Source organism: Ancylobacter novellus DSM 506 (assembly GCF_000092925.1).
Lineage (GTDB): Bacteria > Pseudomonadota > Alphaproteobacteria > Rhizobiales > Xanthobacteraceae > Ancylobacter > Ancylobacter novellus.
Genome location: NC_014217.1, coordinates 16398 through 41410, shown reverse-complemented (window position 1 = coordinate 41410; position 25013 = coordinate 16398). Strand labels below are relative to the sequence as shown.

The 25013-nt window shown below is 65.1% G+C and carries 28 protein-coding genes; 10 read left to right on the top strand and 18 right to left on the bottom strand.

Features of this window, described 5'->3' with window-relative positions; all coding sequences use genetic code 11:
* The first annotated feature begins 5 nt into the window (after positions 1–5).
* The 7 genes from SNOV_RS00260 (at position 6) to SNOV_RS00230 (ending at position 7537) form a co-directional block, all read left to right on the top strand.
* On the top strand, positions 6–1334 hold the full coding sequence (locus tag SNOV_RS00260) for a sensor histidine kinase (protein ID WP_013164892.1): 1329 nt from the start codon (positions 6–8) through the stop codon (positions 1332–1334).
* 221 nt (positions 1335–1555) lie between these two features.
* Positions 1556–1987, top strand: coding sequence for a hypothetical protein (locus SNOV_RS00255; RefSeq protein ID WP_013164891.1), 432 nt, complete (start codon positions 1556–1558; stop codon positions 1985–1987).
* Positions 1988–2140: 153 nt separating this feature from the next.
* Positions 2141–2722: a PRC-barrel domain-containing protein gene (locus tag SNOV_RS00250; protein WP_013164890.1), complete on the top strand. Its 582-nt coding sequence runs from the start codon at positions 2141–2143 to the stop codon at positions 2720–2722.
* Between the two features lie 207 nt (positions 2723–2929).
* On the top strand, positions 2930–5728 hold the full coding sequence (locus SNOV_RS00245; protein WP_013164889.1) for a [protein-PII] uridylyltransferase: 2799 nt from the start codon (positions 2930–2932) through the stop codon (positions 5726–5728).
* 89 nt (positions 5729–5817) lie between these two features.
* Positions 5818–6243, top strand: coding sequence for a hypothetical protein (locus tag SNOV_RS00240; protein WP_013164888.1), 426 nt, complete (start codon positions 5818–5820; stop codon positions 6241–6243).
* Between the two features lie 376 nt (positions 6244–6619).
* Complete coding sequence (locus tag SNOV_RS00235) at positions 6620–6847, top strand: hypothetical protein (protein ID WP_013164887.1); 228 nt, start codon at positions 6620–6622, stop codon at positions 6845–6847.
* A 6-nt stretch (positions 6848–6853) separates the two neighbouring features.
* A complete protein-coding gene (locus SNOV_RS00230; RefSeq protein ID WP_013164886.1) occupies positions 6854–7537 on the top strand; it encodes an SOS response-associated peptidase in 684 nt (227 codons plus the stop codon).
* On the opposite strand, the gene SNOV_RS00225 is transcribed toward SNOV_RS00230, so the two are convergent.
* Both SNOV_RS00225 and SNOV_RS00220 read right to left on the bottom strand, forming a co-directional pair.
* Positions 7529–7924, bottom strand: a complete 396-nt coding sequence (locus SNOV_RS00225) for a hypothetical protein (protein ID WP_013164885.1) — start codon at positions 7922–7924, stop codon at positions 7529–7531. The two genes, SNOV_RS00230 and SNOV_RS00225, sit on opposite strands and share 9 nt — an antisense overlap.
* The gene (locus tag SNOV_RS00220) at positions 7917–8138 is read right to left on the bottom strand and encodes a hypothetical protein (protein ID WP_013164884.1); all 222 of its coding nucleotides are present in this window, start codon (positions 8136–8138) and stop codon (positions 7917–7919) included. Before SNOV_RS00220 ends, SNOV_RS00225 begins: the two co-directional genes overlap by 8 nt.
* Positions 8139–8244: 106 nt before the next feature.
* On the opposite strand from SNOV_RS00220, the gene SNOV_RS00215 reads away from it, so the two are divergent.
* The gene (locus SNOV_RS00215) at positions 8245–8526 is read left to right on the top strand and encodes a hypothetical protein (protein ID WP_013164883.1); all 282 of its coding nucleotides are present in this window, start codon (positions 8245–8247) and stop codon (positions 8524–8526) included.
* On the opposite strand, the gene SNOV_RS23285 is transcribed toward SNOV_RS00215, so the two are convergent.
* Positions 8523–9380 carry a DUF982 domain-containing protein gene (locus tag SNOV_RS23285; protein ID WP_144295922.1) on the bottom strand — a complete coding sequence of 286 codons (858 nt, stop codon included), beginning with the start codon at positions 9378–9380 and terminating at the stop codon, positions 8523–8525. The genes SNOV_RS00215 and SNOV_RS23285 overlap by 4 nt on opposite strands.
* Here SNOV_RS23285 and SNOV_RS22450 point away from each other — a divergent pair.
* On the top strand, positions 9369–10442 hold the full coding sequence (locus tag SNOV_RS22450; RefSeq protein WP_144295921.1) for a hypothetical protein: 1074 nt from the start codon (positions 9369–9371) through the stop codon (positions 10440–10442). The two genes, SNOV_RS23285 and SNOV_RS22450, sit on opposite strands and share 12 nt — an antisense overlap.
* A 67-nt stretch (positions 10443–10509) precedes the next feature.
* On the opposite strand, the gene SNOV_RS23280 is transcribed toward SNOV_RS22450, so the two are convergent.
* The 7 genes from SNOV_RS23280 to SNOV_RS00175 form a co-directional block, all read right to left on the bottom strand.
* A complete protein-coding gene (locus SNOV_RS23280; protein WP_013164881.1) occupies positions 10510–12225 on the bottom strand; it encodes a hypothetical protein in 1716 nt (571 codons plus the stop codon).
* Between the two features lie 293 nt (positions 12226–12518).
* Positions 12519–12728 carry a hypothetical protein gene (locus SNOV_RS00200; RefSeq protein WP_013164880.1) on the bottom strand — a complete coding sequence of 70 codons (210 nt, stop codon included), beginning with the start codon at positions 12726–12728 and terminating at the stop codon, positions 12519–12521.
* On the bottom strand, positions 12712–12996 hold the full coding sequence (locus SNOV_RS00195; protein WP_013164879.1) for a hypothetical protein: 285 nt from the start codon (positions 12994–12996) through the stop codon (positions 12712–12714). The genes SNOV_RS00200 and SNOV_RS00195 overlap by 17 nt, the downstream gene beginning before the upstream one ends.
* The gene (locus SNOV_RS00190; RefSeq protein ID WP_013164878.1) at positions 12986–13264 is read right to left on the bottom strand and encodes a hypothetical protein; all 279 of its coding nucleotides are present in this window, start codon (positions 13262–13264) and stop codon (positions 12986–12988) included. Before SNOV_RS00190 ends, SNOV_RS00195 begins: the two co-directional genes overlap by 11 nt.
* A complete protein-coding gene (locus SNOV_RS00185) occupies positions 13239–13598 on the bottom strand; it encodes a hypothetical protein (protein ID WP_013164877.1) in 360 nt (119 codons plus the stop codon). The genes SNOV_RS00190 and SNOV_RS00185 overlap by 26 nt, the downstream gene beginning before the upstream one ends.
* Positions 13598–14188: a lysozyme gene (locus SNOV_RS00180; RefSeq protein ID WP_013164876.1), complete on the bottom strand. Its 591-nt coding sequence runs from the start codon at positions 14186–14188 to the stop codon at positions 13598–13600. Before SNOV_RS00180 ends, SNOV_RS00185 begins: the two co-directional genes overlap by 1 nt.
* Positions 14175–14408 (bottom strand): DUF7940 domain-containing protein, encoded by a 234-nt coding sequence (locus SNOV_RS00175; RefSeq protein ID WP_013164875.1) that lies wholly within the window; start codon positions 14406–14408, stop codon positions 14175–14177. Before SNOV_RS00175 ends, SNOV_RS00180 begins: the two co-directional genes overlap by 14 nt.
* 35 nt (positions 14409–14443) lie before the next feature.
* On the opposite strand from SNOV_RS00175, the gene SNOV_RS00170 reads away from it, so the two are divergent.
* On the top strand, positions 14444–14641 hold the full coding sequence (locus tag SNOV_RS00170; protein ID WP_013164874.1) for a hypothetical protein: 198 nt from the start codon (positions 14444–14446) through the stop codon (positions 14639–14641).
* A gap of 78 nt (positions 14642–14719) precedes the next feature.
* Here the strand turns inward: SNOV_RS00170 and SNOV_RS00165 are convergent, their stop codons facing one another.
* Genes SNOV_RS00165 through SNOV_RS00130 form a run of 8 tightly spaced genes read right to left on the bottom strand, consistent with a single transcriptional unit; the run spans position 14720 to position 25013 of the window.
* The gene (locus SNOV_RS00165) at positions 14720–16168 is read right to left on the bottom strand and encodes a hypothetical protein (RefSeq protein WP_013164873.1); all 1449 of its coding nucleotides are present in this window, start codon (positions 16166–16168) and stop codon (positions 14720–14722) included.
* Between the two features lie 18 nt (positions 16169–16186).
* On the bottom strand, positions 16187–17362 hold the full coding sequence (locus SNOV_RS00160; RefSeq protein WP_013164872.1) for a DUF2793 domain-containing protein: 1176 nt from the start codon (positions 17360–17362) through the stop codon (positions 16187–16189).
* 9 nt (positions 17363–17371) lie between these two features.
* Positions 17372–18670 carry a hypothetical protein gene (locus SNOV_RS00155; protein WP_041781868.1) on the bottom strand — a complete coding sequence of 433 codons (1299 nt, stop codon included), beginning with the start codon at positions 18668–18670 and terminating at the stop codon, positions 17372–17374.
* A 32-nt stretch (positions 18671–18702) separates the two neighbouring features.
* Positions 18703–21306, bottom strand: a complete 2604-nt coding sequence (locus tag SNOV_RS00150; protein WP_013164870.1) for a phage tail protein — start codon at positions 21304–21306, stop codon at positions 18703–18705.
* A gap of 3 nt (positions 21307–21309) precedes the next feature.
* Positions 21310–21714, bottom strand: coding sequence for a DUF6950 family protein (locus SNOV_RS00145; RefSeq protein ID WP_013164869.1), 405 nt, complete (start codon positions 21712–21714; stop codon positions 21310–21312).
* Between the two features lie 16 nt (positions 21715–21730).
* The gene (locus SNOV_RS00140) at positions 21731–22357 is read right to left on the bottom strand and encodes a baseplate hub domain-containing protein (RefSeq protein ID WP_013164868.1); all 627 of its coding nucleotides are present in this window, start codon (positions 22355–22357) and stop codon (positions 21731–21733) included.
* Positions 22354–23004: a hypothetical protein gene (locus SNOV_RS00135; RefSeq protein WP_013164867.1), complete on the bottom strand. Its 651-nt coding sequence runs from the start codon at positions 23002–23004 to the stop codon at positions 22354–22356. The genes SNOV_RS00140 and SNOV_RS00135 overlap by 4 nt, the downstream gene beginning before the upstream one ends.
* A 2-nt stretch (positions 23005–23006) precedes the next feature.
* Entirely contained in the window at positions 23007–25013 is a 2007-nt protein-coding gene (locus SNOV_RS00130) for a tape measure protein (RefSeq protein ID WP_013164866.1), read from the bottom strand.

The following is a 25013-nucleotide window of genomic DNA, read 5'->3' as shown; positions in this document are numbered from 1 at the left end:
CGCCGATGCCCCCGCTCACGCTCGATCTCATCGACGATGCCGCGCGATGGGTAACGATCCTGTCGTCGCTGGCCATCGCGGTGGGGCTGGTTCGCCTGCTGCAACTGCGGCCGGACTTCTCTGGCCGCACGCGGCTGCTCACGGCACTTCTCGTGGCGCTGGTCAGCATGTTCGCGCTGCTGATGCTGCTCGCGATCTTCAACGGCAGCCGCATGAGCCCGGACTGGCTGCAATCGGCGGTGCGGATCGGCATCGCCGCGCTCAGCGCCGTCGGCGCGACCGCGCTGTGGATCAATTTCCGGGCGCTGGTCAACATGCCCTCGCCCGGCCATGTCGCCAGCGAGCAGCGCCGGCTGACGCTTGAGCTCGCCACCGCCCTGCAGCGCTACGAGATGGCGCTGCGCGGCTCGAAGGTCGCGATCTTCACCCAGGACCGCGACCTGCGCTACACCTCGGTGAGCAAGCCGCTGTTCGGCTATCCGGTCGAGCAGGTGCTGGGCTCCACCGACGCCGATCTGCTCGGTGACGCGCAGTCGCAGCCGATTGCGCTCATCAAGCGCGAATCCCTCGCCGCCTCCGCAGCCCGCAAGGGCGAGACCGAGGTGAACGAGGACGGCGGCAGGTTCTGGTACGACATCCATATAGAGCCGCTGCGCGACCTCTCCGGCGCCACCGTCGGCCTGACCGGCGCCGTGGTCGACGTCACCGAGCGCAAGGAGAACGAGCAGCATCTGCGCCTTTTGATGCGCGAGCTGACCCACCGCTCGAAGAACCTGCTCGCGGTGATCCAGGCCATGGCGCGCCAGACCGCCCGCCATGCCGGCTCGATTGACGAGTTCGTGGAGATCTTCTCGGCCCGTCTGCAGGCGCTGTCGCGCTCGCACGACCTGCTGGTGCAGGAGAGCTGGCACGGCGCGGCGCTCATCGACATGGTGCGCTCGCAGCTCGGCCATCACATCGACCGCGAGAACAGCCAGGTCAGCGTCACCGGGCCGAACATCTTCCTCAAGCCCGAGGCGGCGCAGAATATCGGCCTCGCCCTGCACGAGCTCTCCACCAATGCCGCCAAATACGGCGCGCTGTCCGTGCCGAGCGGCCATGTCGACATCACCTGGGCGCGACGCATGGCGGAGGCCGGGGGCGGCTTCGAGCTGTCCTGGCGCGAGAGCGGCGGCCCGCCGGTCACCGTCCCGAGCGGGCGCGGCTTCGGCTCGCTGGTCATCGAACGCAATCTCGCACGGGCGCTGGACGGCGAGGTCGACCTCGATTTCGCCCCCGCCGGTCTGGTCTGCCACGTCACCGTGCCCGAGCACCACCTGACCGCCGGCCGCTAGTTACCGCGCGCCGCCGGGCGCCGCGCGCGAAAACGTGATCACGCAAGGGAACCGGAATCTCTTCCACACGTTAACCATGCGAGTGGACGGCTGAATTGTGGCCGTCATTTTTCAAAAGAACATTCGCTCGCGGAAGAGATCCGGCGGGAGGCGCGGTATGCACCTTCGTCAGGCAGGAATGCTCTGTGCTTTCGCGAGCGTCGGCCGGAAGGGGAAATACCATGGCTGGCGTCGTCAGCACGGCTTTCAAGGGTTCCGCCTATCTGCTCGGCGCCGTTACCGGCGCGGCGCTCATGGTGCCGGTCACGGCCGGCGCACTCAGCGCCGGCGCTATCGCCCGCATCACCCCGCACCCCGTCGCCATCGAGATGATGGGTCCGCCCGCAAACCTGCGCGCGCCGGTGGTCAACCGCGCCGCCAAGGGCCCGCGGCTGGACAGCGGCCCGGCCGGCACGCCCGCTGCCGTCGCCCCGGCCGGCGCGGCAACCCGTCCGGTCGTGGACAGCGCGACGCCGGCACCGGCGAGCCCGCCGCGGGTGATGCGCACGCCCAAGGGGTGCCTTTCGGCCATGGGTGTGACGAAATCCAACCTCGCGACGGAAGAACTTACCGTCTGCGTGGCCGATGCCTCGATCGTCAACAGCCTGAACTGAAAAGCTCATATCGAGATAGCTCAGGTGATCCTTCGCGAGAGCAAAACTTCTGCGCGAAGGAACGAAATATAGACTTTGACGTTTCTTCCGCAGGCGATCTTCGTGATCGCAAATCATGACATCAAGTCAGTGAAACACCTACGGGAGAAGACGATGACCAGCAAGCTTGCGACCCTGACCGCCGCCGCTGCCTTGGCGCTCGCCCCGGCGGTCGCATTCAGCCAGAGCCCGGCGCCGGAATCCACCACTCCGCCCGCCGCCAGCCCGATGGCGCCGGATGCCGGCACCCCGCAGGCTCCGGCTTCCGAGATGCCGAACACCAATACCCCGAGCGCGACCCCGACCACTCCGCCTTCGGGCGACACGGCCGCGGCCAAGCCCGCCCCCTCGACGCCGAAATTCGTGAGCACCCAGAGCTCGGGCCAGTGGCTCGGCTCCGACCTGATCGGCACCGCCGTCGTGACCTCGACCGACGAGAAGCTCGGCTCGATCAGCGATCTGGTGCTGGAGCGCGACGGCAGCGTCATCGCCGCGGTGATCGACGTCGGCGGCTTCCTCGGCATCGGCGCCAAGCCGGTGGCGGTGTCCTTCGACTCGCTCACCCCGACGCCGACCGACGACGGCCAGAAGATCGTGGTCGCCCTCACCAAGGAGGAACTGAACTCGGCGCCGGAATTCAAGTCGCTGGAGCAGATGCGCAGCGAGACCTCGGACGCCGGCGCCAAGACCAACTAAAGGCGCCTGACCAAGACCAAGGGATCGGCCGCCAACGCGGCCCCGCCTAGCGACGGCCCGGCTCCCCCGGGGACGTCAGGAGCGCATGCCCGGCCGAGTGCCGGGCATGTTGCTTTTGGAGCCCTCCTTTGCGCCGTCCCCACGCGGCGCACGATGACGGCGCCGGCCGGATCGGCTAAAGCGGTATCCGACCAGCCAGGCTTGCCCATGACCGATACCCGCCGACGCCGCCGCACCGACCATCCCTTTAAGGAATTGTTCGATATCGACGTCCTGCGCGAGGAGCTCACCGCCCTCGCCCGGCAGGTGCTGGACAATGGCAAGGCGGGCCGCGAGATCGAGCTGCGTGGCCAGATGGCCCGGCGGCTCAAGCTCGCCTACCAGCAGGGCCACAAGACTGCCGAGCGCTGGCTGATGGAGGAGGGCTCGGGCCGGCGCTGCGCCGAGCGGCTCTCGCGGCTGCAGGACGAGATCATCGCTCTCGTGCACGAGCTGGCGGTGAAGTTCCTCTACCCGTCCGACAATCCCTCCACCGCCGAGCGCATGGCCATCGTCGCCGTCGGCGGCTATGGCCGCGGGCTGATGGCGCCGGGCTCGGACACCGACATCCTGTTCCTGTTGCCCTACAAGCAGACCGCCTGGGGCGAGAGCGTCGCCGAGGCGATCCTCTACGTGCTCTGGGACATGGGGCTGAAGGTCGGCCACGCGACGCGCTCGGTCGACGAGTGCATCCGCCAGGCGCGCGCCGACATGACCATCCGCACGGCGCTGCTGGAAGCACGGCTGCTGCTCGGCGAGAAGAGCCTGTTCGAGGAACTCACCGTCCGCTTCGACAAGGAAGTGGTGCAGGGCACCGCCGTCGAGTTCGTCGCCGCCAAGCTCGCCGAGCGCGAGGACCGGCTGAAGCGTGCCGGCCAGTCGCGCTATGTGGTCGAGCCGAACGTCAAGGACGGCAAGGGCGGCCTGCGCGACCTGCACACGCTGTTCTGGATCGCCAAATACGTCTACCGCGTGCACGAGACCCGCGACCTCGTCGCCAAGGGCGTGTTCACGCCCGAGGAGGCGGTGGTGTTCCGCCGCTGCGAGGACTTCCTCTGGTCGGTGCGCTGCCATCTGCACTTCCTCGCCGGCAAGGCGGAGGAACGCCTCTCCTTCGATCTGCAGCGCGAGATGGCCGAGCGGCTCGGCTACACGGCCCATCCGGGCCTGAAGGACGTCGAGCGCTTCATGAAGCACTACTTCCTCGTGGCCAAGGACGTCGGCGACCTCACCGCCATCGTCTCGGCGGCGCTGGAGGAACGGCACGACAAGCCGGTGCCGCGGCTCAACCGGGTGATCGCCCGGCTGCGCCGCTCGCCGCGCCGCGCGCTGAAGGAAAGCACCGACTTCATCGTCGACAATGACCGCATCAACGTCGCCGACGCCAGCGCCTTCGGCCGCGATCCGGTCAACCTGATCCGCATCTTCCACCTCGCCGGCAAGCACGGCCTCGCCTTCCATCCGGACGCGATGCGCCTCGCCACGCGCTCGCTGAAGCTGATCGACCAGCGCGTGCGCGAGAACCCGGAGGCGAACAAGCTCTTCCTTGAGATCCTGTGCTCGCGCGAAACGCCGGAAATCGTGCTGCGGCGGATGAACGAGACCGGCGTGCTCGGCCGCTTCATCCCGGAATTCGGCCGCGTCGTGGCGATGATGCAGTTCAACATGTACCACTCCTACACGGTGGACGAGCATCTCATCCGCGCCATCGGCGTGCTCGGGCAGATCGAGCGCGGCGACCGGCCCGACCTCGGCCTCGCCAACGAACTGGTGCAGCAGATCAAGAACCGCACCCTGCTCTATGTCGCGGTGTTCCTGCACGACATCGCCAAGGGTCGACCGGAGGACCACTCGATCGCCGGCGCCCGCGTCGCCCGCAAGCTGTGCCCGCGCTTCGGCCTAAGCCCGGTCGACACCGACACGGTGGCGTGGCTGATCGAGCAGCACCTCACCATGTCGACCATCGCCCAGTCGCGCGACCTCTCCGACCGCAAGACCATCGAGAACTTCGCCAGCGTGGTGCAGAACCTCGAGCGCATGAAGCTGCTGCTCATCCTCACCACGGCCGACATCCGCGCGGTCGGTCCCGGCGTGTGGAACAACTGGAAGTCCCAGTTGCTGCGCACGCTCTATTACGAGACCGAGCCGGTGATCACCGGCGGCTTCTCCGAGAGCAACCGCAACCAGCGCGTCGCCCGCGCGCAGGCCGAGTTCCGCGCCGCCATGGCCGATTGGCCGCCGGAGGAGATCGAGGCCTATCTCTCCCGCCACTACCAGACCTACTGGCTGCAGACCGACCGGGAGCAGCAGGCCGAGCATGCCCGCTTCATCCGCGCCGCCGAGGCGGAGGGCCGCGCGCTCGCCACCACCGCCCACACGGATGCAGCCCGCGGCGTCACCGAGCTCACCGTCTTCGCCCCCGACCACCCCAAGCTGCTCGCCGTCATCGCCGGGGCCTGTGCCAGCGCCGGGGCGCACATCGTCGACGCGCAGATCAGCACGACGACGGACGGGCGCGCTCTCGACACCATCTCGCTCACCCGCGCCTTCGAGCAGGATTCCGACGAGCTGCGCCGCACCGAGCGCATCGCCGCGGCGATCCAGAAGTCGCTTGCCGGCGAGATCCGGCTGCCGGAGATCGTCGCCAAGCGCATCCCCAAGCGCCCGCGCGCCTTCACCGTCGAGCCCGAGGTGACGCTGAACAACAGCTGGTCCAACCGCCACACCGTGGTCGAGGTCTCCGGCCTCGACCGGCCCGGCCTGCTCTACGGGCTGACGCAGACGCTGTCGCGGCTGAACCTCAACATCGCCTCGGCGCACATCGCCACCTTCGGCGAGCGGGCGGTGGACGTGTTCTACGTCACCGACCTGATGGGCGCGAAGATCATAGGCGCCGCCCGCCACTCCGCCATCCGCCGGGCGCTCTTGCAGGTGCTCGACGCCGACGACGAGGCGAACGCGGCGTAGCGCCGCGCCCGCCCTTCCATTACCGCAACGGAACGTCCCCTTCCGGCGGTCGTTTTCCTCTTGCCGATGCAACGGCAAGGAGGAAGACCATGAAAACCACCGCCATCATCCTCGGCGCGGCGCTCGCGAGCATGAGCACCGTCGCCTTCGCCGGTCCCTGTACCGAGCGCATCTCGGCGCTGGAGAAATCGCTGTCGACCAGCGATGCCGGCTCCGGCCCCACCAAATCCACCGACGCCATGACCGCTGCGCCCAATCCTGGTGTGCCGAAGGCCGGCGAGACGCCCGGCACCGGCGGCACCGCCGGCATGAATGCCACCGTCGGCAGCAAGGCAACCTCGCCGGCGGACGTGCGGTCGCAGACCTCGGGCGGCGCCACCGCCGCGCAGGGCGGCGCGTCCTCGTCGCAGCAGGTCAGCGCCGCCATGAGCCGCGCCAAGGCCGCCGACCAGTCCGGCGACGCCGCCGCCTGCGGCCGCGCGCTCGACGAGGCACAGCAGCTGCTGAAGGGGTGACGCTGCGGGGTTTCAGCAACTCGTGGCGAAGGGTGCGGCCCGGATTTTCGTATCCTCTGCCCGGTTCGTCATGGCCGGGCTTGGCCCGGCCATCCACGACTTCGGCGACACCTCGCGCATGGGGCACCAAGTCGTGGATCCCCGGGCCAAGCCCGGGGACGACGGCGCGTGGGAAGAATGACGTCGTCACTCTTCGCCCCCTCTAGAAAGCCGCCGCGCACGCCCCTCTCCCGCCCTAATCTCTCCGCTTAACGCCCCCTGTCGCGCGAGCCATTGAAAATGAAGGGCGACGTTCCCCGCAATCGGCGGAACGCCGCCCTTCCAGCTTGACTCCCTCGTCCATTTGTTCTCATTCTGTTCACGGGCAAAGGGGCTCATGATGGGACAGATGATGACAACGAAGCCCGACCATTATCCCCTGCCCTGGACCGTCAACATGACCTCGGATGAGGACGGACTTCCGCTCTTCGGCGTTCTCGACGCTGAGGAAGGGTATGTCTGCTATTCCCACGACGATAAGGTCTCGCGGGCCATCGCCGCGCACGCGGAGAAGATCAAGGAAACCATGGCCGCCCTCCCGCCGGCGAGCTTTGGCGAAGGCTGAGCTTGGATGTGCAACCTCTACAGCCACCATTCCAACGTCGAGGCGATCCGCGATCTCGTCGGTACGCTGCGCAACCTCGCCGGCAATCTGGCGCCGCAGACCGGGATATTCCCCGACTATCCGGCGCCGATCGTCCGCACCGGCGCGGACGGCGAGCGCGAGCTCGCCATGGCGCGATGGGGCATGCCGTCGCCGCCTCAGTTCGGTGGCCCGCCGGTGACCAACATCCGCAACGTCGCCTCGCCGCACTGGCGGCGCTGGACCGGGCCGGCGAGCCGATGCTTGGTGCCGATGACCAGCTTCAGCGAGTACGCGCCGGAGCCGAACCCGGTCACCAAGCGCAAGGATGTCGTCTGGTTCGCCCTGTCGGAAGAGAGGCCGCTCACCTTCTTCGCCGGCATCTGGACGCCGTGGGACGGCGTGCGCGGCACCAAGGCGAACCCTGTGCTCGGGCCGCACGACCTCTATGGCTTCCTCACCTGCGAGCCGAACGCGGTGGTGAAGCCGATCCACCCCAAGGCGATGCCCGTCATCCTCACCACGGCCGAGGAGCGCGAGGTATGGATGCGTGCGCCGTGGAGCGAGGCCTGCGCGCTGCAGCGCCCCTTGGCGGATGACGGGTTGACGATCGTGGCGCGCGGTGCGGCGAAGGAAGACCCGCCGGTCGAGGATTTGCGTCTTCTAGTCTAACCTCTTGCCGCGTCTCTCACGGTCGCGGGCCGTGCTACGGATTATCCTCGCCCGGTCGCGCAAGGTCACATTGCGATTGGGGCGCTCCAGCAACGTTCGCTCGTAGGCGGCGACGCCAACACCGAGATTGCCCACGCGCGCCATGGTTTCCTGAATGCGGATACCCGCGTCATCCCATATCTCAACCGAGGCCCAGAGCTCGTTCGGCTCGGGCGCCGGAACCGCAACGTGGTCCGCATAGGCGACGGAGACGTTGCGCGCGCCACACCCACGACAGACCATCCGCCCGGCAAGATCCTGGATCGAACGGAAGCCGACCTCGCTGGAGCGGCCCCACCAGCGCCGTCCGCAGGTGCACTCCACGCAGATCACCCGCAGTTCATCCATTTTGTGCCCGCTTCACCGGGCGCCGGCGCAGGAACCCCGGGCTCGCCTCTCGTCGCGCCAGTTCGAGCATCTGCTCTGTGAAAGTGTTGGCAATGAGCAGCGCCCTTATGGTCGCTCGCATGTCGCCGGAGCACACCGCTATCGCCTCGTCGACATCGGCGTCGGTGATCTCAATCAGATCGGTCGGATCATGGGGTGACGGCTTGTCGGTCATGCTCGATTTCCTCAGCGAGCCGACATAGATTCCACGAGAACAAAAACGGAACAAGAGGTGGCGCGACGTTTACCACTGCCGGCCGAATGCCGGGTTGCGCCGCGGCATGGGAATCACCCATACCGCCGCCATGCAGCCCTACGAGATTATCCGGAAAAATATCACCAAGGTCGGGCCAGACTGGCAGATCGCCCCCGATCAGCCGCCAGTCGACATGCGCGTCTGGAGCGGCTTCGTTGCCTTCGTGCCGGGCGACAGGGCCGAGATCAAGAAGCGCGTCGATGCCGTGCGGATCAGCTTTACGGCCGACCTGCTGCCTGCCGAGGGCGGCGTCTGGGTGCTCGCCGGCTACAGCGACCTCGCCAAGATATTGAAAGCCTTGCGCTAGCGCCGCCGCTTCCGCTTCCCGTAGCGCCAGGGTTCGGCGATATGGCCGGACAGCGGTTTCTCGGGCTCGGCCGCCGGCGGCGCCAATATGCCGGCTTCGTCCGCTGCCCATTCCAGCGTACTCCTGAAGGGCCACGTTTTGCCGCCACGCTCCAATAGCTCGAGCGCGGTCTGCTGCGCGACGTGGTGAAGAGCCGAGCCGGCGAACTCCTCTGGCCATTTCTCGACAAGAAATTCCGCAGCACCCTCGACTGTCGTGAGGGTGCGCTTGCGCGAACCGGCTTCCCAGACGTGAACGGGTGGAGAAAGGGCGATCATGGCGGATTCAACGCGGACATCGTCGCGCGGTTTCAGTGGCGCTTCGGCCCTGCTATAAGCGATCGGAAGAGAAATCAGGCGGCACGCTCGATGTTGAATCCGAAATACGACCAACAGGTTCAATCGCAAATCGGCCAATATTCGACCGTCGAGAACATGCACAACGCCGCGGCGGCTGCGAATTGGTTTAATTCGCGATTCCTGCGGCCACGGATGCGTCAGGTTTCCGGAACCGAAAGTGTCGCAGAGTTCTACGCAGTACATATTGCGGAAGCGGTCGCAAGGACCGGCCTCGATGTTGCCGTCAGCCTTGGCGCTGGGTACGGGTCGCTCGAAATTGACATTATCAATCTCGCGCGCAGCCGGGGTCTGCCCGCTTTTCACCTTAAGTGTTTTGAGCTGTCGCCAGTGCTTGTCGATCGCGCAAACCGCGCCATACGCGAGCAGGGTCTTGAAGACTTCGTCTCCGCCCAGGTGGTCGACCTGAACGTCGACCTCCCGCTCGCCGGCAATGTGGCCGCGTTCATGGCGCATCATTCACTTCATCATCTGGTCGAGTTGGAGAGAATATTTGACCAGGTGAATTCCTATTTGCCGCCCGAGGGCGCCTTCATCACGATGGACATGATCGGCCGCAACGGCCACATGAGGTGGCCCGAGACGCTCGGCATCATTCGGGAGTTGTGGCCGGCGCTGCCGGACAGGCTGAAGTGGGATCACCAGCTCAGCCGGTTCGATCGCTGGTTTGAGAACTGGGATTGCTCGATAGAGGGGTTCGAAGGCATCAGATCGCAAGATATTCTTCCGGCTCTTCTCGAGCGGTTCAAGTTCGAGCGATTTCTGGCCTATGGTGGCCTCTCAGAGATATTTACCGACAGGAGCTTTGGGCCCAATTTTGACCCGAACAATCCCCCCGACGCAAACTTTCTCTCGCAAATCAAGGCTCTCGAAGACGACCTCATCAGAGCCGAGCAAGTCAAGCCGACACAGCTGATTGCGGTAATGCGGCCGCTCCGTTCTCACGACTGCCCTGGCGAAGCCATTTGCTTCGAGGGTCTCACTCCAACGAAGGCGGTTCGCTCAGCTGACCGACAGGACTTCGGAGCCCCCCATCTTGGCAACACTAGCTTCGTCTCGCCTTTTCCTGCTCCCGACGAAGAACCTGCAATTCCGATGGTGGCCTGCGGGGCACCAATTCACTTCGTGCCCGGGGGCAACGGCGCTGCACTCACGCGGTGGGGATGGGCCGAACCGGACCCAGACTTCACTTGGTCCGTCGGCCTCGCCTCGGCGCTTCGGTTCCGCGCGGCCGAAGGTGCTGCTGGCATACTCCTGAAGTTCGTCGACGTGCGGCCGCCCACGACCGAAAGACGGTTTCTGACCCTTCGGTTGAATGATCGAGAAGTCGCATCGATTGAGCTCGATGGCATCGAAGCAGTTCGCGAAATATCAGCCGCATTTCCCGATTCGCTGTCGCCGGGGGACGAGGCCTTGCTCGAGATCGAGCTAACGAGACCGCTCCGTCCTGACGTCGATGACAGCGTGGACCGTCGCCCCCTTGGCATTGGCCTAATTTCGATGTCGCTTGCGCCAGCATGATCCCGTATCTCTGGCTTTTTCGCTTACTCAAATGCTTTCCTGAATTTGATCCACGTGCCGACCTTCGTCAGTCCGGATTGATGCAATAAGCAGTATATTGCTGCCCGTCTAGGCTGTAGTTGGCAACAGCGACAGCGTTTCGCCCTGCGGCGCCTAGAAGCATGTAAATATCGTCCTTTTCTTCTTTCTTCTCATCAAGAACGCTTATTTTTATGTCGTATTTGTTTCCATCAATTCCCCAGAACGACAGCTGATTTTTGAGCATAGTCGGCGTCAAAAACGGCACATCAATGACTATATCCTCGTAACAATTCGGACTAACTCGCCCGCTCAAGACCTCCGCGGCAATATATCGTCCGTGCTGTGTGTTCCTCAGTGCGCGAACATACTCGACACCACCCCAAAAAAGCGCCGCCTGCCAACAAATGGCAACAACGATTGCTGAGGGCACCGCGATACGCCAGATCGTTCCAGACGCACGCGCGATCATGACAATGAGCGCCATTATAACGACCAACGCAATGCACAGTATTGCAACTTTCTGATTGTTGTAAGGAAAGACGCTGGGCGACACATGCGCCATGCTCGCGAACCACGCGGGAAACGACCAGACAAAATCTCTGAATAATATCCCCCACGACAGCACAACTGCGGCCACTACAAGGGGCGGCGCCATCCACCAGCGCATTCGGCCAGATCCAAGCCGGCCATCCATTATAAGTCTTTCGAAAGAAATTACACCCGCGATGATAAACATTGGGCCAATCTGCATCATATAGCGGCCCTGCATATGGGATGGGTTTGGTCTGTTATACGGCACAATGAATGAATGACGTGCGCTCAACACACAATAGCCTGCTGCAACACATGCCGACAGGATGATAAAAACACTATCCTGGGTGAATTTAAGTTCGCGAACTTGTTTCTTAAAACTGTGAGATGTTACCCACAGAGCCACGAACAAAATGAAGGGCGCGACAGAAAGGGCAGCATCTGCTGCATACACAATCAACCACATAAACTGAGATGATTGAGGCGCAGCGTCGATGTATTTATCCACAAATGCCAGCCCGAACGCCTTGAGCAGCGGGATTCCCCGAGAAAGGCAATAAGCAGCCCATCCGCCCAATATGATTGACATCCCTAAAGCGCACGCGGCGATGCTGGTAACATATGCCGACAGCGAATACCGGCAGCGCTGGAGGAAGGGCCCGACCATCCAAGCCAAAAAGAGCATCGGCAACGCAGGCAGAGCCAAGTATTTGGTAAGATACAAAGTAGATAGTAGGGCCCCAAAAATTAGCGCCTCACCAGGTCGATCCGTGACGCCTCGGCTGGCAAGAAATACCGACAGGACGAAAAGAAGTACTGCAACATTCTCGCTCATTATATAAAGCGGATACACAGCCTGCCAAGGCAATAAAGCGGCTGCCAACGCAGCAACAAGGGCAAGCAGGCGGCGGACGAACGATCGAGCAACGAAATATACGACCGCAATGCATAATGACGTATAGATGGCATTGAGTCCGACAAGGGCCTCATACCAATTCTCAAAAATAAAGGCTGGCATTAACACTGCCGAATAGACGGGAGGATAATGCGCCTTATACGCAATGGCATTCGATAACAGCGAGATAATATTGTCTTTATACCATAACTCGTCCATGAATACAGAGGGACCATGAGGGACAATAAGGACGAAATGCTTAAATGAAATGACAGCAATGATTAGAATGAACAGCAGCGTCTCAGCGGCAGCGATGCGCGAAATCCGATTGGTCATCTCAGTCCCTGTCATCCTATTCGCGCACGCTTGGCTTCCGCCTCGGAGCCTCACGATATCGGCGCCTAGGTATTTGTTGTGGATGCTGCCGTCAATTCTGAGCCAGAAGCACATTCCTCGCTTCATCTGGCCGGCCGCTGTATCCACAACGAAGCGGTATTGTCGCGGCAACGCAAAAAGAGCCCCGCCCTCCCGGAGGAGAGCGGGGCCAAGATGAGGGAGGAACGCCCAAGGAGGGCTAGGCACGTCACCGCCGGCCGGAGCCGACGGTCATCCGCGCGCGGGCGCGGATCTCAGAATTCCGGTTCGGGCCGCCAGTGCCAGGGATGTGCGGCCTGATATTGCCGCTCACGCTGCCGCGTCACCTCGCGCTGGATGAATCGGACATAGGTTTCCCACTCTTCCAGCGTGCCGATGCCCGACTGATGATCGAAGTTGATCAGCAGCCGGCCAGTCGGCTCGTGGAAGGCGGCGCGGCGGGGCCTCTCATTGCTTGAGCACATGGACCTTGATGCCGGCCCAGATGACCACCAGGAAGCCGCCGGTCACGATGGCGAGCACGGTGTAGCCGACCTTGGCCGCGATGCCGTCGGTCGCCCGGCGAAGCCGGCGCACAAACCTCATATCCTCGCGCGTCTCACGCCGGTCCTCAGCATCCTCAGTGTAGAGCCCGACATCCTCGAGGCCGCGACGCACGGCCTTCTCCATTTCCTCGCGCAGCTCGTCGCGCGAGATGGAGAGGACGACAGATTTGTTGGGCTCATTCCGCATCGCCCGCAACCCCCGTGACCTCGAAGCCTTCCGCGACATCGTCATAGAAGGCCGCACAGCGCGCCGTGCGCTTGTCCTCGGTGTCAGCGACGATCTCCCAGCGCTTCTGCACCCAGCGCCATTTCTCACCTTCCTTGGGCACGACACGGGCCATGTGCGCGCGGCACTCGGCCGGCAGGTCAGGGAGGTCGACGCTGGCGGCGATGCGGCCCGTCGTGCCGGCCGCGACCGTCAGGCGCCGCTCAGTAGTCGCGCAGCCACTGCACATCAGAGCCGTCAACACGAGCGCCGTCAGCGCCGCTGTCCTGCACGACCAGGTCGTCATATTGAGCTTGGGCACGGGCAGCCTCCTGCTTGGCGTTTTCGGCACGGGCGAGTGCGGCGCGCAGCGCTTCATCGGAAGCGGCGCGCTGGCGGCTGAGTTCGGCGAGTTGCGCCTGAAGAGCCGTCTTCTCGGCGATCTGCACGTAGCCCTCGCGGGCGGCGGCAGCGACGGCCGGATCGTCAACGAGCCGGTCATAGGCGGTCTGGGCCGCCCAGGTGAGCGAGACGCCGGCGATGAGGCCGGCGCCGATCTTGATGGTGTCGAGGAGGCCGAGCATCACTGCAGCCCCGTCACGCAGAGCTCGCCCTCGCCGATGCGAGAGGCGTCGCCCATCTCGCGGCGGTTCACGAGGCCCTGCACCACTTTGCCGCCGGCGCGGTTCCACGCGGTCTGCGCATCACAGGCCTGCCGCCAGAGCTTCGCGCGGATGTAGCGGGCGGTCGTCGAGCCACACCATCCGCCGACGCCGAAATTGTAGCCGCCGCCGAGCATGGCCGCTTGCACCGGCACCGGGGCCTGCACGAAGGCCGGCGCGGCGCATGCCGACATCGGGATGTAGAAGTCGCGGTAGACGCGCTCATAGAGCAGCGCCTCGCACTCGGCCGCCGTCTTGCGCATGCCGGCGCGCACGCCCTTCGTCTCGCCGTAGCAGATGGTCCACACGCCGACGATGTCGCGATAGGCGATGAGGCGCAGGCCCTCCCAGCCCTTGATGATGTGCTCGGCGGCCAGCACCACCGCGGCGGGATATTGCTTGCCGCTCGACGTCGGCACGTACCAGATCCCGCCGATGGAAATGGCCAGCGCCATGACGGCGGCAATGGCCGCCCGCGCCCGGCCGGTCGGCCGCAGCTTAGTGATCGGCATGGGATTCTCCGATGGTCTTGGGTTGAGCGATGAAGCGGGACACCAGCGCCAGGCAGGCGCACCCGCCGGCGGCGAGGCGCAGACCGAGAGAGACGTCGGGCAGCCGGTCGACGGTGATCTGCAGGACGACGTTGAGGCCTTCGAAAAGGCCGGCGATCAGGCCGAGGCGCACGCTCCACGCGCGCAGCAGCACCTTCCGCCAGTTCGGAATGAGGCGCATGCTCGTCTCCAGAATGTCGGGGAAGGGATCAGGCGATGCGGTTCAGCGCCGAGTGGTGGACGGGCTTCGGCCTCGTCTTCGCGGCCCTCGGCGCGATCACGGTCCTGTTCTGCTGGTGGATGGATCGGCGCATCGCGCGGTTCGCGGCCGGGGACGCCGAGGCGCACGAGCGCCTAAGCCGCAGCGCCGGGAACAACGTCGTCGAAATGAAAAAGCCGCCCGAAGGCGGCTGAGGGAGGCTGTTGAGGCGCGGATGCTGGAGGTCCCTGGCGTCATCCGCTAGCCGGACACGCCCGAGACGATGCAAGCCCTTAGGCGGTCGATGCAGCGATAAACGGCACCAGCGGCATATCTACGAACGGGTCCGGCACGTCCTTGCGCACCGGACACCGCGGGCCGCGCAGGATCACATTCCCCCAGACGCCGGAATGGCCGAACGGCACCGAGCCAGTGCCATAGGCGCAGTACGACACCTCCAGCGCGTCTCCGGAGACGAGCGTTTCGACCACGGGCAGGCGCGCCTCCGGCTTGCCCGATGCGTTGAGCCCATACGTCGGTGTGCCAAGTGTGAGGAACGTGCCGGCCCGCTTAACGCGGAAGCCGTGGCTTTCGGCCAGCCCCGGCAAGTCGGGCTCGTCGTCGCGAGTGATGACGCGAGGGGCCTTCCGGTCGAAGTCGCCGCCTGGCGGGGCGTCGAAGGTGACGACGACCTCCTGCCCATCGACGCGCACCGGGTCGACATCGCGCGTAAGCCAGAATGGCGTCCAAACAACACCAGCCTCGACGATGGCCTGCACGTAGCCCTCTACGGCTCCGTAGCGGACCATGCCGGCGCTGTCGAAATGGATGCTGCCATCATCTCCGGGGCCCGTCGACGTCAGCCGCAACATGTACCACGGAAAGGTGAGGTGTATGCCGGACCCCACATTGTCGCGGCAGTATTGGATCTGCGCCTTCGCACCGACAGGCATTTCCGTGGTCGACGACCCGCCGGGCGCAATGCCAATGAACAGCGGCTGAGCAGCGCCGCCTGCGGCGTCCTCACCCCAATGGTGCCGAAGCTGCGCCAAGTCGTCGAGATTGCCCGCTAGGTTCTTATTCGGGTCACCGCCCTGCGTCCACGACAGCGGGGCGAGCGCAACACTTAGACCGTACCCGGTCAAAATGGTGCGCAGTCGATTCAGGGCGGCGATTCCATTGGCCCACGACGGAGAATTTTCATTGAGGCCAGCACCGCCTGAACCGCCCCAATCCCAGCCTGAAGACGGGTAGCCAAATGTGAAGTGAAAGTCGGAGAACTGCCTGATCACGCGCTTGCGGCGCCATCTCGCGCGGGCTACGGCCGCCACGCGGTCGAGCGTGATGGGCTCATTCAGCGACATGCCGCAGATGTCGTCAACAAACGTGCTGCCTGGCCAGTAAACACCAACGGTTGGCCCCAGCACCGAACGCGCCCCGGCAGAATTGGTCTGATGGAACGTGAGCGCGGATTCCGGCTCCGCGCTATATCCGGCAACCCACGACTTGATAGCCCCACCAGACATCGTCCGCCAAGACTGCCCGTAGCCGACGTAGCACCTAGTGCCTGTGTGACCATCAACGATCTTCGCCAGATCGGTGAATGCCGTCTTCTTCATTTTGAATGGTAGCGTTGCGCAGCCCATGCTGTCGCTGCGAAAGTAGTAGAAATTGGCGTCTTCGGTGACCTCGTGGACTGTGCCGCGGGCACCCAAGGCAATTACGGTGGAGGGAGTCGGCATGTGATGTTTATCCAGTCATCAATACCAGCGGCCGATGGCAACATATCCCGCTCCGGCCGCGGTAGTGTTCACCGAAGCGGCTAGGTAAAAAGAGAAATTTCCGGTAGTCGGAGCACTACTGTCACATGCCGTAATTGCTGACCCACTTGCGCCAGATCCCCCCGTCGCAAACGTGACGATCGCCGGAACTGCGGCAAAAGCGATGGGAAACGTCGGTATGATTGCAGCGGACCGGAAGCCGCCGATAACCGCAGAACTGGCGATATTGATCGCCCGCACAGCAAAGGTCGCCCAGCAGACCATCGTGCCATCGGCGAATTTGACGTAGTTGCCGTTGCCATTGGATCCCGCTTCGACGATCGCACCGGTTGGGACGCCAGCGCTCTGGCTCACCGTCCCAACGATCGCCTGCATCACGGCATCGGCGCCGCCCGCGCCGGTGAAGCGGGCGAAAGAGCCAGCAGCACCGGTCAATGTGCCCAGCGCCCGAAACGCCGTCGCACCGAGCGTGGTGCGGGCTTCGGCAGCGGTAGTGTCGTCGAGGATCGTTTTGGCGAAATCTGACACACCCAGCGTCGACAGAGCCGCCGATGCGCTAGCATCGTCCATTAGGGTTGCGATGAACGACGACGGCGCGACATAAGCGCCCCACGTCGTACCGTTCCAGATCGAAACTATGCCGGTCGCGGCGCTCACCACCGTCGTGCCGCGCTCCGGAGCGGTGAAAAGCCAAGCGGCTCCGGTCCACTGCGCCAGGTTGTTAGCCTGTCCCACCCAGGCGCCATTCGGTACGGTGCCGACGACATAGAGACCGCCTACCACCGGCGAGCCCGGTGGGGCATTGCTCCCGACCGACAGAACCTCATAGTTCGGTCGCGCATTTTCGATCGCTCCAATGGCGTCGAGCACGCTGACCAGCCGGTTGTGCACGAAGGTCGCGTCGGCCGCCAGCGCGCTTTCGAGCGAGATCGCATAGTCCGCGACGCCCGAGGCGGTCGCCCCGGGCCAGTCATAGGCGAGCGTCAGCTGGGTTTCCGAATCCGCCGAGAGAACCGGGACGGCGTGACCCGCCAGCGAGAACATGCCGCCGGTGACGCCGTTGAGAAGAAAGCCGGTGCCGGTGCCAAGGACAATAGGAGAACCCGCCGTGACGGCGACGACGCCGGCCCGGAAGACCGAAGGTGAAGTCGGCATGGAATGCCCTCAGCTGAAATCGGAGACGTTCATGGTCGCAGTGAAGCCCGGCGCGCTGCCCCAGCTGCCCGGCCGAAACCAGCCGCATTGCGTGCGGTTCGCTACCCATCCGGCGGGCGCGTGGCCGGAATAGCCCCAGACCCCGACGGTCTGGAAGAATCCGAGCACGTCGAAATAGGCGACATTCCCACACCCGCACCACCACTCGCCGATCTGCGGGTCCCAAAGGATGAAGAAGTTGAAGGGCGGGCCGGCGCCGACAGGCGGCGGCGACGGCAGATTGAAGAACCCGCTTCCCTGCGAGGCGCCGACGGCGCTGAAGCCCTTGAGGCGCGGCGTCAGGCGGTCGGAATCAAACACGAGGTCGGCGATGCCGGCGGCATCAATGCCGATGTTGTGCTTGGAGACGCGGACGTAATCGCCGGTGATGTCGAGCCGGACGATACCCGTGGCGCTGTCCACACCGCCCTGGTAGGCCGGATCGCTCGCGACCACCGCGAACCGCACCGGCGTCGAGAAATCCGCCGTTCCAAGGATTAGCAGGCGGCTCGCATTGATCCAGAAGACGCTGCAGTTGACCTGTTCTGAGTTCCCGACGGAGTAGGCGATCACCGGCGGGTAGTGAGGATAGGAGCCCGCGAGGTCGACGAAGGCGGCCGGCAGGGCGAAGGAGTTGACGTTAGGATCGGCGAGCGGGTCGGTCAGTGCGGTCCCGGTCAAGGTCACCGTCCCGGTCTCGAAGATCTGGAAGACGTTCTTGCGGGTCGACACCGCCATCTCGGCGAGGGTTGCCGTATCGACGTTGAAGCCGAGACGCGAGGCATGAAGACCGACGCCGTGGAGATCGTGGTCTCCGATGATCACGCCGTTGCCGCCGGAGCCTTCGGCCGCCGTGCCATTGTTGCCGAAGACGAAATACACGTAGTCGACGCCGGCGAGCTGCGGCGAAAGCAGGATGCTGTTGGTGCGCAGCGTGACACCGCACTGACGGTAGCCGCGCTGGTAGCCGGTGGGCGTGTCGACCCCGCCGGACCTGTAGGTGACGCTGCCGGCGCCGCGCCGTGCCCACGCCAGTGTTGGCCGCGTCGCGTTCTCGCCGGCGCTCGGCAGGACCTTGCACCGCCGCGTGATCGGCCCGTCGGCTCCAGCCGGATAAGTTACGGTCAGGTTTGCGAGGCTCGCAGCCGACACAACATTGTTGGCGAGAAGCCGCAGCGTCCCGCCCCAGAAGCTATCGAAGGTCAGGTAGCGCTCGTCGGTATTCTCATCTTCCGGATCATGCCCCGGCAGCGCCGTGCGCAGCCGCATCGCTCCACCGGTCACGGTCAACGAGACAGGCATCAGCTCGTCGCCCTGATGCGCGCCGGGTTGCTGGTGATCAGCAGCTTGCTGCCCGCGCCGGTGAGGGTGAAGTTGTTCACCATCAGCCGCTTGATCAGAGCTTCGGTGATGATGACCTGGCCGAGCCCGGTATCGACCACGAAGGGCGGCAGGCGGCCGTCGTCGATCGGGCTGATGATGACGAACTGGTCGGCATAGTTGGCGATGCGCGCGAATGGCAGAGCCGGGTTGCCGCCGGTGAAGCCGGTCTCCCAGATCGTGCCGACCTCGCGCCAGACGCTTCCCGTCGTCGCGCGCATGAGGACGACGAGACGGGCGGAGACATCGCCGCTGCCGGCACGGGCCTCGATGCGCAGCAGGCCGGACGCGGAGAGATCGCCGACGGTCGCGGACAGCGTCGTCGTCGATGCGGCCAGGGCGTTGATGCCGCCCTCCGATGCCGTGACACGCGCGGTCAGCGCGGTCATCGCCGACGCCTGCCCGGCGAGCGTCCCGTTTATGCTCTCGATCGACGCATTCACCGCGTCGATGATCTCGGCCATTGCAAGGACCTGGTCACCCAGATCCTGCACGCTGGACTGAACGCTCTGGATCGCCGTCGCGTTCGCCTTGCCGAGCCGCGTCGCCACGCTGGTGGAGGTGACCTGCCTTCCGAGACCGACCGAGGTGTCCCGGACGAACATGTCCATCCTCTGCACGTTGGCGGTTAGGTCCTCGCGCATGCGCCGCAGCGCGTCGTAGGCGTCGCCCTTGATGTTGGCGAGGTAGACGTCGATTTCCGTGTCAGGAATGGCGGTGGTGGTCACCGTTTCCCCGGCGCTCCACACCGTGACGCGGGGCGGCTGCGTCACCAGCCTCGTCCTGACCGTGTATTCGGTCGCGCGGACGACGCCTTCGGCGAGCACGGTGATCGTCTCCGTAGCCGGCACGCGCTTGGTGAATACCGAGGTCGGCTGCGCCGTCGGCCAGTACTGCAGGTCGACATAGGCCACCGTCACATCCGTGATACTGGCCCAGGATGCCCGGATCGCCGGCAGCAAGCGGCCGTCGTCGCCGAGCACGGTGACCGGCGCGAGGTCGAAATCCTGCACCTCATTGAGCAGCACCGGCGCCCCCGGCGGCATCGGCACAACGATCGGCGGCGCCGTGATGCCGTCATAGATCGCGCCGTCGACCTCCTGCAGGCTGACCGAGACGTTGCGTGGTCCGTCGGCATCGTGCGAGGCGAGCGACAGGCCGGTGATCTGGTAGATGCGATCACCGTGTGTGCGTCCGATGCGACGAATCCAATCGCCGGGCTCCAGCACCTGAAACCGCGGGCGCCACACCTCGTCGCCGGTCGCCTCGTAGCGGTTCTCCTCGAGATAGATGCGGGCCAGCTGTGCGGCTTGGCCGGGAACTCGCACCATGGGGAAATCGAGCGGCACATCGCGGTCGCGACGATCGAGCACCACCAGGGCGCCACCGCCCTGCAGTTCATAGTCGGCGGGCGACCAGAGATTGTCGGGGTTCGGGAACGTGCCGTAGACCCGGTTGACCAGATCGCTCATCGAACGGCGCGCCGTCCAGCGCCCCCGCACGCCCACGATCAGGTCGTCGTCGGTGATGGTGGCGACCACCGCCTGGTCATGGCCAACCAGCGGCCAGGACCCATCCACCGCATCGACCTTCTTGGCCCCGCACGACAGCTGCAGGGACGTGATGTTCTCGCCGTGCATGGCGGTGCAGTCGAGCATGATCGAGCAGCGGTAGCGCGTGCCGTAGTCCGTCGTCTCGTCGCAGATGTTCGCCGCCGCGGTCCATTTCGCCAGCGGCAGGTCGGCGGCCGGCATCGCCATGCCGCAGAACATGTCGCCGTTCCACGCGATGCCGCGCCGGTAGTTGTATTCGATCACCACCGGGTTTTCGGTGAACTCATAGGTGGCGTAGTTGCCCCAACGATGCCCGCCGGAGCCGCCGACCGTCGAATCCTTGCGCCAGTCGTAGAACCGGGCGCCATAGAACTCGAAGAAGAAGTCGGGGAAGTTGGTGAGCGGTTCGGTGAAGGCCAGCGCGATGTAGACGTAGGCGACGCCGGCACCGATGTGATTGGCGGTCCACCGGTCGGACGGATTTGCCGAGTTGACAAGCCCCGCCAGCGCGGCGGTCTGCGTGCCATCGACGAACTGGACGCGGATGAGGTCGGCGTACTCGCCGCTGGTGACCTTCCGCATCCCGTCTTCGCCGACCGGGCCGAGCGTCACCCATTTGCCGTTGATCGCGACGCGCGACAGCCCGTGGCAGGGGAAGTCCGACAGCGTGTAGATCTGCTGAAGGATGCCGTTTGCCGGCCCGAAGGTGTTCACATAGGTGTCGTGGCCGGCGATGCCGACGAGGCCGCAGGCAACCTGCCGTGGCACGTCCCCGCCATATTGCCGTTCGAACTGCACGCCGCCGGGCTGCTTCTCCGCCTTTCCGGCCGTCTCCTTCTGGATGACGCTGGAGAGCACGCTGGCGCCGATGCCGAGCAGCGCCTGGCCGACGATGCCGAGGCTGCCGACGAACGAACCGACGGCGCCGATGGCGGCGCCAACGGCTCCTATGATCGGGGCGATGAAGGGCATCTGTCAGTCGACCCGGAAGGCGCGCGCGACATCGGTGCAGGGCAGGAACACGGCGCGGTCACCGTCGCGGGTGAAGAAGCCGAGCCCGGTGAACACGCCCCCGGTCACGTCGCCGTTCGGTTGGTGGATGACGCCGATGTCGCCGCGCTGCGCCATCATCGCCGGGATCTCGGCGAAGCGAGCCGCGAAGGCATCCGCGACGGTCAGGAAGCCGCGCTTGCGCAGCTTTTTCGCGGCGCCGGCCGCCGTGCGGTAGCCTCGCGCCCCGGTGAACATCCGCTTGCCGGTGACGGCTTCCACGGCGTCGTCGGCGATGATGTAGCAGTCGGAGATGCCATAGGCCGACGGCAAGGCAATATGCTTCTCCACCACGAGCCGGAGCTCGCGTTCCCATCCCTTGATCCGCATGGTGAGTGATCCGCTTTCAGCGCCGGCGAGGCGTTGTCGATCGGGGGACTTGGGGCGGCGGCGCGGCGGCCTTCTCCCGGCCCCAGAAGATTTCTTCACGGCCGCGCATGGCGGTATGCTCGAAGAAGAGGTCACCCGGCGCGCGGCGCGCCTGGTCGACAACGGTGCGGCGGCGCCCATTTGTGCGGGTGTAGTCGAGCGCCCGGCTCTCACACTTGGCCTCCAGCGTGTAGCCGTCCTCGGGATCGTCGATGTGGTCGATCGTGTCGATGTAGCCCCGCTTCAGGGCCTGTACGTGCAAGAGGGCGCCTGTGTCAGGATGGAAATAGGCGTCATAGATCGTCACCGGCCGATCCCGATAATCCTCGGCTTCGATCGTCAGCAGCACCTCCGGCGTCAGCCCGTCGTCCGCCGATGCCGCCAGCTTGACCGTGAAGGCCTGCGCCGAGCCATCCATCGACGCAGAGAGATCGGAGACCGAGATCAGGCCACCGGGCAGGTAGGTCACGCCCGACCAGGTGAGCGGCTGCACTGAGCGGATGAAGCCATAGGTGCCGGTGCCGAGGTCGAAGCGGATCATGCCGCGGATGGAAATCCGGCCCGCGTCGAGCAGAGCAAGGACATCGGACGGGAGCGTGATCATATCGTCTGCCAGGCTTCAAAGCTGAAGGAAGACCACCGCGGCAAAGCGCCGGGGTTTTCGGGCCACGTCGAGGGATCGAGGACGAACTCGGCGGAGGGGCGCCATAGCCTCGCCGTGGCGGCCGCGGTGAAGATGGCGGTGTGCAGGAATGGGGTGACCGTTACCGTGGCGACGCCGCCGGCGCTCGCGGTCACATCTTCCAGCGCCATGTAATAGCCGCGCCGCAGCGGCGATCCCTGCTCCAGCCCGATCCGGTCCCCGGCCGTGATCTGATAGCTGGACGGAAGCAGCGCCAGCGAGAGAGCGCCGCCGGAACCGAGCGCGGTGACATCAGCCGTTCCATCCCAACCGGCTGCGACATCCCCGGGCACTCCGGCGTTCGGATAGGCCAGCGGCTGGCGGTAACGGGAATCGGAAGCGAGGAAGGTGCGGAGGCCACCGCCGAGACTGGCGCCCCAAGCAATCCATTCCGCCGGCTGCCGCAACATGTGCGTTTCGGCGCGCAGCCGCCAAAGCGGATCGACTACCTGCGTGCGGTTGATCACCAGCCCCCGCTTGCTCGCGGCGGATACCACGGGGTCGAACAGTTCGAGCGCGACCCGACGGGCGCCGCAGGCCGGCAGGCTGCGCGGATAGGTGATGGCCACCGTCAGATCCCTACGTTGCGCTTGCGGGCGGACACGATCCAGCCCGGCATGGCCCGCTGCACGCCTGCCATGAGCGCCTTGTCACGCTGTGCCAGCATGCCGGCGATCTCCTGCCGGCTCACCTGCGAACCGGTGGCGTCGATATTGGTGACGGGGGAGAAGCTGAGGACCGCGCCTGCTCCGCGCGACGCACCGCCGCGCCGGCTGATCCGCGGCATGGAAAGGCCGCCGACAAAACCACCATCCGCGTAGCCCTTCTTGCCCATAAGGTGGAGCATTTCGAGATTATCGGCGCCGAGCCGCTGTACGGCAGCCTTCGAAAAAACGTACTCGCCGCGATGCACCGCACCCGCGACATCGTGCTTGCCGCCATCGCCGGTATAGCCACCCTCGTCGTAGAGCGCAGAAGCTCCAGCATAACCGGACGTCGTGCCGGAGGTGCCGCCGGTCAGCGCGCTGAAGAAAGCTCCGAACAAACCGCCCGAACCGCTGCCTTGCGGTTTGAACACGCTGCTCAGGGCCATCTCAGCAAGGCTGTCGACTATGCGGCCGATGGCGTTGTTGAGGGCATCGGCTCGGGTTTCCGCATTCGTGAAATCGGCGATGAACCCGGAGAGCACACCGCGCCCCATCTCATTGAAGTCGGCGGCGGCCTGCTGCAGCCGCCCCTGACTCTCGCGCAGCTGTTCCGACGCGGCCGAGGCGTTCGCATAGGCCGTTGCCAGTGTGTCGATCTGCGCGCGCAGTTCCGGCGTGATGGAAAGGCCCGCTTCCTGCGCCGCTGTGAGCAGGTCATATTCCGCACGCGCCTTTTCGACGGCGAAGCCGTAGTCGTTCATCAGCGGGTTGAGCGATGCCTGTGCTGCGGTCTCGGCCTCGATAGCGCCGGTGCGTTCCTTGATGGCGGCAGTGAGCCGCTGGTAGCTGTCGAGCCGCTGTTTCTCCGCCGCCGGCGCGAACGCCGGCGGAGCCGGCTTGTTGACGGTCACGGTGGAAGGCGCGCTGCCGGTCATGCCGAAGGCCTGGTCCCACGCGGCGCTCTGGTCGTCGGTAAGCGCCGTGCCCTGCCCAAGGCGCAGCTTCATGCGGGCAGCACCGGCCGGATCGACGGCGAAGGCCTCGCCGAACCGCCCTTGGCCGACAAGCTGCGAGTAGGCGGCGATTTCCTTGATGATGTTCGCCAGATCCTTGAGCGCGGATGTTACGAGGCCGATCGCGCCGGTGTCCGCGAGGGTGCGGTAGAGATCCGTTACCGCATTGTTCAGCCGGTTGATCTCCGCCGTGAGCGTGCTCTTGCGGTCAACCGAATAGAGCTCCTCGAGACGCTTCGCCAGCCGCGGCAGCAGCACTTCCGCCGTCACCTGCCCCTTCTGCAACATCTCGTCGAGCTCGGCCGTGGTGATGCCTAGAGCATCGGCCGCCGCCTTGAAGGCGCCGGGCAAGCGCTCCCCAAGCTGGCCGCGCAACTCCTCGGCCGACACCTTGCCTTTCGACACCATCTGCTGCACCGCCAGCAGCGCCGCCTCGGTGTCGGCCGAGCTTTTGCCCAGCGTCGACATCGCGTTCGCCACGGCAACGAAGATGTCGCGGGTGGCCTCGCCTTCCAGCGTCGTGTCCTTCGTCGCCGCCATGAGGGAGGCATAGGCCTCGCCGGTCGATAGCAGCTCCAGACCCAGCTTTTCGGCCGTCTCGGTGACGAACTGCATCTCGCGCGCCGCCTCGGCTTCCGAGCCGGTGATCGCCTTCAGGCTCTGGCGCAGGCTGTCGATGCGCTTCGTGGTCTCCACGAAGTCGGCGATGCTGATGCCGAGGCCGACCGCGCCGGCGAGGCCGCCCAGCGAGACGCTGGAGCCGAGCGAGGCCGAGATGCGCTTGTTCATCTGCTGGAAACGCCGCTCGATCGCCGTCGCTCGCCGTTCGCCGATGCCCTGCGCCTTGCGCAACTCGCGCTCGAAACCCTTGATGTCGGCCGACATCTGCACCACGAGCTTTTCGATGTCGGTCGCCAT